The organism is Streptomyces sp. NPDC048636 (genome assembly GCF_040650655.1).
In the GTDB taxonomy this organism is placed as follows: Bacteria; Actinomycetota; Actinomycetes; order Streptomycetales; family Streptomycetaceae; genus Streptomyces.
Genome location: NZ_JBEZHR010000022.1, coordinates 86,047 through 98,384 on the forward strand (window position 1 = coordinate 86,047; position 12,338 = coordinate 98,384).

Annotated in this window: 7 protein-coding genes; 2 read left to right on the forward strand and 5 right to left on the reverse strand. The window is 72.6% G+C overall.

Annotated elements, in window-relative coordinates:
• Nucleotides 1–12: 12 nt before the first annotated feature.
• A complete protein-coding gene (locus tag AB0C66_RS34730) occupies nucleotides 13–2,166 on the reverse strand; it encodes a serine/threonine-protein kinase (RefSeq protein WP_362448116.1) in 2,154 nt (717 codons plus the stop codon).
• Nucleotides 2,167–2,258: 92 nt separating this feature from the next.
• The gene (locus AB0C66_RS34735) at nucleotides 2,259–4,556 is read right to left on the reverse strand and encodes a serine/threonine-protein kinase (protein WP_362448158.1); all 2,298 of its coding nucleotides are present in this window, start codon (nucleotides 4,554–4,556) and stop codon (nucleotides 2,259–2,261) included.
• A 145-nt stretch (nucleotides 4,557–4,701) separates the two neighbouring features.
• On the opposite strand from AB0C66_RS34735, the gene AB0C66_RS34740 reads away from it, so the two are divergent.
• Nucleotides 4,702–5,016 (forward strand): SH3 domain-containing protein, encoded by a 315-nt coding sequence (locus AB0C66_RS34740; RefSeq protein ID WP_362448119.1) that lies wholly within the window; start codon nucleotides 4,702–4,704, stop codon nucleotides 5,014–5,016.
• Nucleotides 5,017–5,040: 24 nt separating this feature from the next.
• Here AB0C66_RS34740 and AB0C66_RS34745 read toward each other — a convergent pair whose 3' ends face one another.
• Both AB0C66_RS34745 and AB0C66_RS34750 read right to left on the reverse strand, forming a co-directional pair.
• Nucleotides 5,041–7,326, reverse strand: a complete 2,286-nt coding sequence (locus AB0C66_RS34745; RefSeq protein ID WP_362448122.1) for a PQQ-binding-like beta-propeller repeat protein — start codon at nucleotides 7,324–7,326, stop codon at nucleotides 5,041–5,043.
• Between the two features lie 202 nt (nucleotides 7,327–7,528).
• Nucleotides 7,529–9,112, reverse strand: a complete 1,584-nt coding sequence (locus AB0C66_RS34750; protein WP_362448125.1) for a SulP family inorganic anion transporter — start codon at nucleotides 9,110–9,112, stop codon at nucleotides 7,529–7,531.
• Nucleotides 9,113–9,999: 887 nt separating this feature from the next.
• Here AB0C66_RS34750 and proC point away from each other — a divergent pair.
• Nucleotides 10,000–10,809, forward strand: a complete 810-nt coding sequence (gene proC, locus AB0C66_RS34755; RefSeq protein ID WP_362448128.1) for a pyrroline-5-carboxylate reductase — start codon at nucleotides 10,000–10,002, stop codon at nucleotides 10,807–10,809.
• Nucleotide 10,810: 1 nt separating this feature from the next.
• Here the strand turns inward: proC and trpS are convergent, their stop codons facing one another.
• Complete coding sequence (gene trpS / locus AB0C66_RS34760) at nucleotides 10,811–11,830, reverse strand: tryptophan--tRNA ligase (RefSeq protein WP_362448131.1); 1,020 nt, start codon at nucleotides 11,828–11,830, stop codon at nucleotides 10,811–10,813.
• Nucleotides 11,831–12,338: the final 508 nt, after the last annotated feature.

Genomic DNA, 12,338 nt, shown 5'->3' on the forward strand with positions numbered 1-12,338 from the left:
GCACCGATCGCGTCAGCCCTTCCGGCGGACGTCCTCGCTCGCCACCTCCACCCGCTCGTATCCGTACACCACGTACAGCGCGTCCCCCATCAGCAGCGTGTCCGCCGGGGGGCCGCCCGGGTCGGTACGGGGTTTCCCCCGCCACCGCACCCGGCCGTCGCCCCGGTCCAGCGCCACCACCCGGCCCGCGGCGGTGGCCAGATACAGGGTGTCGCGACGCTCGGAGAGCGCGGGCAGCCCCAGGAACTCCACCTGGGTCGAGCTGCGCCACCGCTGTCTGCCGTCCAGCGTGAGGGCGGTGACCTCGCCGTTGTCCCGGACGAAGTACAGGACGCCGTCCAGCAGTTCCGGAGTGACCTGGTCCCCGCGGAACCCCGGTGGCAGCCCCACCCGGCGCGGCGCCTCCTTGCCGTGCGGGTCGAGGAACACCAGATCGGTGTAGTCGAGGGTCTTCTTCGAGCGCTGCTGGACGAGGAGCAGACGGCCCTCGTGTTCCCCGATGACCGACCCGGGGGTCCGGGTGGCGATCCGGGTGGGCGTTCCGGTGCGCGGATCGAGGGCCCACACCGACTGGCGCCCGTCGGTGTCGTCGTCCGGCGGACGGCACTGGGCGTACGGGCGCTCCGCGATCACCACTCCGCTACAGCTCAGTTGACGGCTGATCCGGTGCGACCACCGGATGTCACCGGTGGCGGCGTCGACCGCCTGGAAGGTCTCGGCGTCCCAGTTCTGGGTGAGCACGGCGTGGCCCCCGCCCCGGGCGAACACCGAGCTCACAAAGGCCCTGCCCACGTCGGTGCCCCAGACGCGCTTCCCGTCGGCGCGCCGGTGGCCCTCCAGCCGGCTGGTGCCGTCCGTGCGGTCGACGGCGCTGATCACCTGCTTCCCGGCCAGCCCGACGACCTGGTCGGCGCGGTCGTCGGCGGCGCGGCGCCACACCTCGTGCCCGGTGGCGGTCAGCCGGGTGAGGAGGGCTCCCGGACCGCCGCAGTACAGCTCGGTCCCGGTGTGCGCGCACCGGCTGTCGGGCATGCCGTTGCCGGAGCCCAGCCCGCTCCGGTCGGCCGACGGCCCATCCGCGGGGAGCGTACGGTGCCACGGCCGCCAGCCGTCCGGCAGCGATCCGGTGGTGGTGGACGAGGGCCGGGGCTCGGCCCGGCGCTGCCCGGAGCCCGAGGACGACACCGCGAGACCGGCCAGGACGAGCGTTCCGGTAACGGCCGCGGCCACGCCCGCCACCACCGCGCCCCGCACCGCCCGGCGCCGTGGGCGGCCGGAGACCGATAGGGGCCCGGTGTCCTCGTCCTCCGTGCGCTCGGCGGTCTCCTCGCCCCGGGGCGCGGTGCTGACGCGGCTGTCATCGGCGGGCAGCGCCCGCAGCCGCGCCAACAGCGTGTCGAGACCGGGCCGTTCGGCGGGCTCCTTGGCCAGACAGTCCGCGAGCGCGTCCCGCAGCGGACCCCGCACCGCCTCCAGATCAGGCGGTTCATGGACGACGTGGTACGCCGTCATATACGGGCTGTCCGCGTCGAACGGGCTCTGCCCGGTGGCGGCGAACACCAGCACCGTGGCGAGCGAGAACACATCCGACTCCGGGCCGACCTCGCGCGGATCGTTCAGCTGCTCCGGGGACATGAACGGGGGCGTGCCCATCACCCGGCCGGTCATGGTCAGGGTCTGGTGGTCCGCGGCCCGCGCGATGCCGAAGTCGATGACGCGCGGACCCTCGTCCGCCACCACGATGTTGGCCGGTTTGAGATCGCGGTGGATCACGCCCGCCCGGTGGATGTCCCGCAGCGCCTCGCCGAGCCCTATCGCCAGCCGCCGCAGCTCGGCGCCGCGCAACGGCCCGTCCGCGGCGACCCGTTCGGCCAGGGTGCGGCCGGGCACATAGGAGGTGGCCATCCAGGGGAGCGCGGCGTCGGGGTCGGCGTCCACGACCGGTGCGGTGAAGGCGCCGCTGACCCGGCGCGCGGCCGCCACCTCCAGCCGGAACCGCACCCGGAACTCGTCGTCGTCGGCGAACTGCTGGTGGACGACCTTGAGCGCGACCCGGCGGCCGGACTCCGAGCGCGCCAGATACACCGTGCCCATACCGCCCCGGCCGAGCCGCTCCTCCAGGGCGTACCCGCCGATGGACTCCGGGTCTCCCGCGCGCAGTGCCATCCGCCCTTCCCCTGCCGACCCACGATGCAGCGGTCACTCTAAGCGGTCACTCTAATCGGGCGGATGGCGCGGCCCGCGGGCGCACCCGGGGGTCACCAGCGCGCCGGGTGCCGCTCGTCCACCCCGAAGACGGTGCCGTCCGGGGCCGCCGCGAACACCTTGCCGTCCGCCGCCACCGGCGCGGGCACCAGCTCCAGATAGCTCCGCCCGGCGCCACTCGCGCGCGGCTCGGTCTGCCCGATCAGCGTGCCCCGCGCGGCGTCCACCGCGAGCAGCCTGCCGTCCGCCGACGAGAAGTACAGCCGTCCGTCCGTGGCCACCAGCGGTGAGGCGTTGGCCACCGAGGTCTCCAGCCGCCAGCCCCGTCCGCCCCGCTCGGTGTCCACGGCCACCAGTCCGCCATCCGCGCACAGCAGGTACACCGACCCTTCCCGGGCGACCGCGCTGGACGCCGACACCGGCGCGGTGAGCCCGACGCGCCGTACCCCGCGCCGCCCCGGCTCGAAGCGCACCACGGCGGTGGTACGGGTCTGGATGTCGGTCTCGGTCAGCAGCAGGACCCCGCGCGGCCCCGTTCCGGCCGGGGTGAGGTGCCCGGAGAAGGTGTGCCGCCAGAACGTCGTCCCGCGCACCGCGTCCACCGCGGTCACCAGGGTGTGCGCACCGTCGGGTGAGGTGGTGACGGCGTACGCGGTACGGCCGTCGCCGTACGCGAAGAAGCTCGGCCGGGTGTGGCCGGAGAGCCGGTGGCGCCAGCGCTCCCGGTCGGTGGCCCCGTCGACCGCGCGGACCGTGCCGTCCGCGTCGACCAGCAGCACCATGTCGCCCGCGGGGTAGACCCGGCCGTGGTACCGGGACACATCACGGCTCCAGCGGACCCGGTGGGTCGCCGGGTCCAGCGCCTCCAGCCGCGCCCCGTCCGGCGAGACCACCCGCAGCAGACCACCGGAGAGCACCGGGGCGGTGGGGAGGCCGTCGTCCGCACCACGGGCCGTGGCGGGGCGCGACCACATCACCCGGCCGTCGGCCGGGTCCAGCCGCGCGGCGCCGACGCCCTGCCCCGCGCAGTACAGCGCCCCGCCGCCGTAGGAGCAGGAGGCGGGACGTGCGGTGCCGGTGCCCGCCGCCCCCTTGCCGCCCAGGGTGGCCCGCCACGGCCGCCACGGTGTGGCGGTGGCCGCGCTGTTGCGCGGTCCGTGCCCCGCGCGGGTGTCCGTCCCCGGGCGCGGCTCGGCGACATGGCGCATCGCCACGACCGTGCCCGCGCCGATCAGCACGGCGGCCGTGAGCCCGGCCGTCATCCAGCGGCGCACTCGGCGGCGGCGGGCCGGGCGGGGGCCGGGCGCGCCCTCCTTGACGTGGGTGTCGGTGCCCTCGGCCCCGGTGTCCCCGGCGTCGGTGCTCCTCGCCTCGCGGCCCGTGCCGTCGTCCTGGTCGCCTTCACCGGAGGGCTGCTCCGGTACGGCCACGGCCACCGCGCCCCGGCCGGGCAGCGACACCGGATCCGGTGCCCGCTGCGCCGGTACCAGCGGCACCGCGGTGCGCGGAAGCGACGGCGGCGCGCCGCCCCTCGCGCGCAACACCGTCATCAGGGCGTCCGGAGTGGGACGTTCACGGGGGTTCTTGGCCAGACAGCGCTCGACCAGCGGCAGCAACTCGTCCGGCACCCCGGCGAGATCGGCCTCGTCGTGCACCACCTGGTACGCCACCAGATAGGGGCTCTCGGACTCGAACGGGCCGCGTCCGGTGGCGGCGTGCACCAGCACCGACCCCAGCGCGAACAGATCCGCGGCCGGGCCCACCGTACGCGGCCGCTGGAACTGCTCCGGCGCCATGAACGGCGGAGTGCCGATCAACTGACCCGTCTCGGTGCGCAGTTCACTGTCGGCGGGCCGGGAGATCCCGAAGTCGATGACCTTCGGGCCGTCCGCCGCGAGCAGGACGTTGCTCGGCTTGAGGTCGCGGTGCACCACCCCGGCCCGGTGGATGTCCCGTAGCGCCTCGGCCAGCCCCGCGGCCAGCCGCACCACCTCACCCGCCGCCAGCGGACCGTTCCGCTTGACCTCTTCGGCAAGGGTGGGCGCGGGGATGTACTGGGTGGCCATCCAGGGCCGCGGATCGTCCGGATCGGCATCGATCACCGGTGCGGTGAAGGCACCGCTGACCCGCCGCGCGGCCGCCACCTCCTGCCGGAACCGCGCCCGGAACTCGGGGTCCTGGGCATAGTCGGCATGGACGACCTTGACCGCGAGCCGCCGCCCCGACGTCGAACGCGCCAGATGCACCACACCCATACCGCCCGAGCCGAGACGTGCCTCGAGCCGGTACTGCCCGGCGAACTCCGGATCCTCCGTTTCCGGGTCCGACCCGGGTCTGCGCACCGGCGGCATGCCCCACCCCCGCGTCATCGGGCCCCAGTTGCGACTCGGCGAGCCTAGTCGATGACATGTACGAGCCTTGCTAGCCTCCGCATGTCGTGGCAGGTCGCACGACATCCACACAACTCGGGAAAGCAGTTCGACGGGGGAGGGCCACATGGCCGACGAGAACACCACCATGGACGAGAGTGCCGTCGAGACCGACGTCGAGACCGCCGCGGGGGCGGTGACCTATCCGACCGCACCCGGTCACCAGGTCAACGTCCGCAGTGGACCCGGCACCCACCACAGACTGATCAAGGTGTTGCCGTACAACACCCGGGTGCCCATCCGCTGTCAGCGGCACGGCGAGAAGGTCTCCGGCCCGTACGGCACCACGGACATCTGGGACAGCATCGCGCCCGGTCAGTATGTCTCCGACGCGTATGTGCGGACCGGAAGCGACGGCATGGTCACCGTGCCCTGCGGCTGACCGGCCGTCCTGGCCGGGCGCGGCCTACTCGCCGGTGAAGGTGGACCGGGCCACGCTCTCCGGCGGCTCCGGGGTCCCGTCCGGCACGGGGCTCTTCGTGGGGCCCTCCACGGGTTTCGCGTCCGGCCGCAGCGGGTCCACCGCGAACAGCGTGCCGTCGCTGGCCAGCGCCACCACCGCGCCGTCCACCCGCAGCACCTGCGCCGACCCGGCGCCGCCACCGGTGCCGCTGGACAGACTGCGAGCCCTGCCCTGCCAGCGCTCCTCACCGGTCCGCTGGTCCAGGGCCAGCAACCGGCCGCTGGAGCTGGCGAGATAGACGGTGTTCTCGCGCTCCGACCTCAGCGGCGGCCCCAGCCGCTCCACCGTGGTCGGCTCGCTCCACAGCTGCTTGCCGTTCTTCGCGTCGACCGCGGTGACCCTGCCGCTCTCCTGGACGAAGTAGACCCGGTCGTCGAGCAGGGTGGCAGTGCCCCGAGCGTTGTCCGGGAACCGCACCGTACGGGTGGCGCCGGTACGCAGATCGACCAGGATCGCGGACGAGTACTTGCTCGGCCCGTACTCCTCGGCCAGCCGCGGCACCAGCAGTTCATGACCGACCACGCCCAGCGGATTGTCGACGTTCTTCAGCCGGATCAGCTGCTCGGTGGTGCCGTCGCGCGGGTCCAGGCGCAGCACCCGGTACCGGACGTCACCACCCCCGCCCTGGAAGTTCTCCGCGCACAGCGCGTACGGGCGGTCGTCGTACGCGGCGGCCGCGCACACCTGCCCCTGGGGCACGGGCGTGCTCCACAGCTTCTCCCCGTCGGTCACCCGCCAGGCGGTCAGCGAACGGTCGCCCGGATCGCTGACCAGCACTCCATGGCCGAACAGCGCCGTGTCGGTGGTGTCGCTCGTCTGCCGTGACCACTTCTTCCGGCCCGTCCCCGCGTCGAGGGCGACCACCCGGGTGTCGTTGTCGCCCGGGGTGTCGTGGACGATGACGCGGCCGTCCCGCACCCCGCTGGGCTGGCTGCCGAGCGTCGCGTCCTCGCTGTCCGACGACAGGCCCCGGGCACGCCATTCCACATGCCCGGTGGCCCCGTTCACCCGTACCGCCGGGAAGCCGTAGCCGCCGCAGAAGAGCGCGTTGCCGACGCGTTCGCAGCGCCCGGACACATCGTCGCCCGCGACCGAAGGGCGGCTGGCCCGGTCCCCCAGCGAGGCCGCGACCAGCGACAGCTGCCACGGCTGCCAGTCCGCCGGAAGCGCGATCACCCGCGTCGGACGGGACGGCTGTCCCTCCGGATCGGCCGCGCCGCCGGAGCGCACCCCGCCGCTGGGGGCGGTCACCAGCGCGACCGTGCCACCGCCGAGGGCGAGCGCCGCGGCGGCCGTCACCGCGGCGAGGACGGGTCTGCGCCGACGGATCCCGCTGAGCGTCGTCGACCAGGTGTGCCGCGCCCCCTTCCGGCCGCGCTTGCGCCGCTTGGCACCGCCCACCACCCGGACCGCGCCGCTCGACGGCAGCTCGCCCAGCAGCCGCTCCAGTTCGGGCAGTTCGGGGCGGGCGGCCGGATCCTTGGCGAGACAGCGCTCGACGACGCCGCGCAGCGGCTGCGCCACCTCCTCCAGCGCGGGCGGTTCATGCACCACCTGGTACGCCGTCATATACGGGCTCTCGGCGTCGAACGGGCTGCTCCCGGTCGCCGCGTAGACCAGCAGCGCGCCCAGCGAGAAGACGTCCGAGGCGGCGGTCACCTCGCGCGGGCGGCTCAGCTGCTCGGGCGACATGAACGGCGGAGTGCCCATCACCCGGCCGGTCACCGTCAGCGCCTGGTTGTCCCCGGCCCGGGATATCCCGAAGTCGATCACGCGCGGACCGTCCTCGGCCATCAGCACGTTGGCGGGCTTGAGGTCACGGTGCACCACGCCCACCCGGTGGATGTCGCCCAGCGCCTCGACCATTCCCAGCGCCAACTGCCGCAATTCCCGGGCATCCAGCGGACCGCCGTCGGTCAACCGCTCGGAGAGGGTGGGCCCGGGTACGTAGAGGGTGGCCATCCAGGGGCGTCGGGCATCCGGGTCGGCGTCCACGACGGGGGCGGTGAACGCGCCGCTGACCCGCCGCGCGGCCGCCACCTCCTGCCGGAAGCGGGTGCGGAACTCGTCGTTCTCGGCGAACTGCGCGTGCACCACCTTGACCGCGACCCGTCGCCCCGAGGCCGACCGCGCCAGGTGGACCACGCCCATACCACCGGAGCCGAGCCGGTCCTCCAGCGTGTAGTCGCCCACCTTCTCCGGGTCTCCCGCGCTCCGTGGCACCGCCACCCCTCCCCTCCGTCCCCGGGTGACCGTACGCGCTGTTCGGTCACTTGAACCCCATCGGCCCCAGCGTCCCCCTGGGGACAAAGCCTAGAGGGCGCCTCGGGCGGGCGGCAGGGTCGTCCCCGCCCGGCCGCCGCGTGGCCCCTCACGCACCGGGCCCCCGACGCGCATGGCGCCGGGGGCCCGTCAGCGAGGTGCGGCGGTGTTACGCCAGGACCTTGTGCTCCTCGGGGGCCTCGGGAGAGTCGGGGGCCCCGGGGGTCTTGGAGCCGCGCGCGGCGGTGGATCCCACCGCATGGCTGACGACCGCGTTATGCCGCTCGGTCCAGGTGGCCAGGGCCATCCCGCAGGCGTGGTCCACATGGCGCAGCCCGCTCAGGTCCAGCTCCACGACCCGCTCACGGGGCAGCGCCTCCAACTCGTCGACCAGCTTGGGCAGTCGCAGGAAGGTCGCGTTGCCGAGCACCCGGACGCGCAGCGGCTCGTCGTCCGCGCCGTCCAGCCCGTTGACCTCCACATGGACATGCGAGGTCTCCCAGGCCGTCTTGGCCACGGCCATCAGCAGACCGATGATGACGCCCTCGAACATGTTCGTGATCACGATCGAGCCCGCGGTCACCACGAGCACCACGGCCTCACCGCGGTGCTCCCGCCACAGCGGGACCAGGTCCTTGACCGGGATCAGCTTCCAGCCCGCGTGCACCAGCACACCCGCCAGCGCGGCCACCGGGATGACGCCGAGCGCCGACGGGAAGAGCACCGCGAAGACCAGCAGCCACACCCCGTGCAGCACCCGCGAGACCTTCGTCTCCGCGCCCGCCTGCACATTGGCCGCGCTGCGCACGATCACCGCGGTCATCGGCAGCGCGCCCAGGGCACCGCACAGCGCGTTGCCCGCGCCCTGCGCCATCAGCTCCTTGTCGTAGTCGGTCCGCGGACCGTCGTGCAGCCGGTCGACGGCGGCGGCGCTGAACAGGCTCTCGGCCGAGGCGATCAGCGTGAACGCGAGGATGGTGCCGATGACGCCGACCTCGGCCAGCGCCGCGAACTCCCCTCCGCCGGGCGGCTGCACCGCCTCCAGCAGCCCCTTGACCTCGACCCTGGCCACCGGGAGGTCGAGGACCGCGGTCGCGGTGGTCGCGAGGGCGACCGCCGCCAGCGGGGCGGGGAGGAACCTGGCCCCCTGGCGGAAGCGCGGCCACAGGATGAGTGTCGCGATCGTCCCGGCGCCCACGGCCACCGCCTTCAGCGCGGTGCCGGACCCGGCCACCTCGCCGATCAGCTCGGGGATCCCGCCGATCTTGCCCAGACCGCTGCTCGGCGCCTTGGCGTCGGCGAGCGCGTACAGCTGTCCGGCGATCAGCACCAGGCCGATGCCCGCGAGCATGCCCTGCACCACCGCGACCGAGATCGCGCGGAACCAGCGGCCCAGGCGCAGCGCGCCCATCGCCAGCTGGAGCAGCCCGGCCGCCAGGACGAGGACGCCCAGGGCGGCGAGGCCGTACTTCTCGACCGCCTCGTAGACGAGGACCGTCAGCCCGGCGGCCGGGCCGCTGACCTGAAGGCTGCTGCCCGGCAGGAAGCCGGTGACCAGCCCGCCGACGATGCCGGTGATCAGGCCGAGCTCGGCCGGTACACCGGAGGCCACGGCCACGCCCACGCACAGGGGCACGGCCACGAGGAAGACGACGAGGGAAGCGGTGAAGTCGGCACGGAGTGTTCCGGTGCCGAATCCGGAGCCTGGCGGAGTGGATCCGGCTCCACGGAAACGATCAAGGATCTTTCGCATGAGGGTTGCCTCCAGAGCGCCCCGTCGACCTGCGCGCGGGCAGGCGGGGGCACGGCATAGCGCCACGTCAGTGGGATCGATGGAATCGGTCGCTGGCGGTTGGGTCGCTTGCTGAAGAGAAGCGTGAGAGCTGTGTGTCGTCGCGTCGGCAGCACCGGGCTACGACGGTGTGGCTCTCAGCAGCGGAAGATCTGCAAGAGGACGGGCAGTTCGCCCGATCTCACAAGAGGAACGGTCTGTCGTTCCGGGAGGGATGTGGTGACGGCGGTACGCGGTGCCGACGGCACCGCGTCGCACCCGCACACACATCCGTATTTGCCGCTCGGTGTGGGGGCGGTGAACGGGGCCCGTCCGCCACGGAGCCCGTGGCAGTCCTCTGCCCCGGTGTCATGGTGCGAGGAGAGGGTCCCGAAGGCCGGCCGGGTATCGGCGGATACGGTCGTTGTGACCGTCTCGGGGTGTGTGACCTGCGCTGACGCGCAGTCTGCCGCGATGAAGAGGGCAACTAAGACGGAGGCCACGGCAAGCATTCCGCGTGCGGCGCTCCGGAGCGTCCTCACCATCGCCCCCTCCATGCGCGTATCGACACCGACACCCATTGTCTCCTGATGGGCGTGACCGTTTGCAAGTCGATATGTAACTGAATTGTGAACACGGGATTATCGAACAGGAGGATCGGACTCCGTTCACCCCGGCGAGCGCTGGCGCGATCCACTTCCGCCGATGCGCCGGACGGCGGGGAAAAAAGTTAATTCCTCGAACGATGAATAATGGGCCGGTAAGCGCAGCGGCCCATGGGAGGATGGCGGAGTAGGCCCTGTTGGGCGCGGCACGCCCGGACGTGGCCCATCGCATCGCTCCATACAAGGCATGAGGAGAGCCGCACCATGACGGAGAAGGTCGCCGTGCTCGGCACGGGAAAGATCGGCGAAGCCCTTCTCGGCGGAATGATCCGGGGCGGCTGGTCACCGACCGATCTGCTGGTCACCGCCCGCCGTCCGGAGCGCGCCGAGGAACTGCGATCGCGCCACGGCGTCGAGGCCGTCTCCAACGCCGAGGCCGCCAAGTACGCCGACACCCTGATCCTCACCGTCAAACCGCAGGACATGGGGACGCTCCTCCATGAGCTCGCCCCGCACGTCCCCGCCGACCGGCTGGTCATCTCCGGCGCCGCGGGCATCCCCACCTCCTTCTTCGAGGAGCGGCTGGCCGCGGGCACCCCGGTCGTCCGGGTCATGACCAACACCCCCGCCCTGGTGGACGAGGCCATGTCGGTGATCTCGGCCGGCAGCCACGCCACCGAGGAGCACCTCGCCCACGCCGAGGCGATCTTCGGCGGGGTCGGCAAGACCCTCCGCGTCCCCGAGAACCAGCAGGACGCCGCCACCGCCCTGTCCGGCTCCGGCCCCGCCTACTTCTACTTCCTCGTCGAGGCCATGACCGATGCGGGCATCCTGCTCGGCCTGCCCCGCGACAAGGCCCATGACCTCATCGTCCAGGCCGCCATCGGCGCCGCGGTGATGCTCCGCGACAGCGGTGAGCACCCGGTCAAACTGCGCGAGGCGGTGACCTCCCCGGCGGGCACCACCATCAACGCCATCCGCGAACTGGAGAGCCACGGCGTCCGCGCCGCCCTCATCGCCGCCCTGGAGGCGGCCCGCGACCGCAGCCGCGAGCTCGCCTCCGGCAACGGTTGACTCACCCCGGCGGCAGCAGCCCCACCGCCGCGTACGCCGCGTCGACCCGGGGCCGCGCCAGCCCCCGCGCCCGCTCCGCCCCGGCCCGCAGCACCCCGTCCACATAAGAGGGGTCGGCACACAGCTCGGCGTGCCGGGCGCGGACCGGCCGCAACAGCTCCACCACCGCCTCGGCCACCGCACCCTTCAGCGCCCCGTAAGAGGAGAACTGCTCGGCCAGCACCTCGGGCTTGTCATCGGTGCACGAGGCGAGCACAGACAGCAGATTGGCCACCCCGGGCCGCTCCACCGGGTCGTACACCACATCCGTTCCGCTGTCCGTCACCGCACGCATGATCTTCTTGCGGACCACATCCGTCTCATCGAGCAGATAGATGATCCCCGCCGTCTCCGCGTGCGACTTCCCCATCTTCGACAGCGGGTCCTGGAGGTCCATCACCCGCGCGGCCACCGCGGGGCGCGTCGCCCGCGGCACGGTGAAGACCGCCCCGTACCGCTGGTTGAACCGCTGCGCCAGATCCCGGGCCAGCTCCACGTGCTGCACCTGGTCGTCGCCGACCGGCACCTCGTCGGTGCCGTACGCCAGGATGTCGGCCGCCATCAGCGCCGGATAGGTGAGAAGGGACAGCCGTACGCTGCCGCCGCGCGCCCGCTCCCGCGCGACCTTCTCCTTGTACTGGATCATCCGCCGCATCTCACCGTCGGCCGCGGTGCACTCCATCAGATAAGCCAGCCGGGTGTGTTCGTCCACATGGCTCTGGACGTACACGGTGCAGCGCTCGGGATCGAGACCGGAGGCCAGCAGCAGGGTGGCCGCCTGCCGGGTGAGCCGCCGCACCCGGGCCGGGTCGTGCTCCACCGTCAGCGCGTGCAGATCGACGGCGCAGAACAGGGCGTCGGCCCGGTGCTGATCGTCCTGGACCCACCGGCGTACGGCGCCCAGGTAGTTGCCGAGGGTCAGATGGCCGGTCGGCTTGATCCCACTGAAGATCCGTGGCCGTGCGGTGTTCGGTTGTGCCATCTCGGGTTCTCTCCCGCCGTCTCGGGACCGCCGGACCTGCGGCCGGAGTGCGCGGGGAGGAGATACGCGAACGGCCGCCGGAGCGGCGGCCGTGGAAGTGCATGCGCTGGGCGGCCGCCGTCAGGCGGCCCACCACTGCTGGGTGTGCGCATGCTTCGTCATGACGTCGACAGTACGCCGTCGCGGGGGGTTCGGCCACGGTTTGGTGGCCACGGGAGCGTCGTGTAGTGTTCTGCGGGTTGTCACGGAGCCCCCAGGGGAAACGGGACAGCACTTGCGCCGCACCGGCGGCAAACCACTACTGCACGGCCCCTGATCGGGATGGATTTCGGCATGCCGAAATTCGGTTCGAAAGCTCGATTATGAGCATCGGGGGGAATCCGCTAAAGTAGTGATCACGCCGGAAGGCGCGAAACCCCGCTCCAACAGGGGGCCGGAATCGGAATTCGGTTCGGAAACGGACTGGAAAACGGATCTGGTAAGGTTGGAAACACCGAAGGGAAGCGCC

Bases quoted from the DNA above. Each gene is read 5' to 3' on its own strand.
- AB0C66_RS34730 (WP_362448116.1), bottom strand. From the start codon at position 2,166: ATGGCACTGCGCGCGGGAGACCCGGAGTCCATCGGCGGGTACGCCCTG.
- AB0C66_RS34735 (WP_362448158.1), bottom strand. From the start codon at position 4,556: ATGCCGCCGGTGCGCAGACCCGGGTCGGACCCGGAAACGGAGGATCCG.
- AB0C66_RS34740 (WP_362448119.1), top strand. From the start codon at position 4,702: ATGGCCGACGAGAACACCACCATGGACGAGAGTGCCGTCGAGACCGAC.
- AB0C66_RS34750 (WP_362448125.1), bottom strand. From the start codon at position 9,112: ATGCGAAAGATCCTTGATCGTTTCCGTGGAGCCGGATCCACTCCGCCA.
- proC (WP_362448128.1), top strand. From the start codon at position 10,000: ATGACGGAGAAGGTCGCCGTGCTCGGCACGGGAAAGATCGGCGAAGCC.
- trpS (WP_362448131.1), bottom strand. From the start codon at position 11,830: ATGGCACAACCGAACACCGCACGGCCACGGATCTTCAGTGGGATCAAG.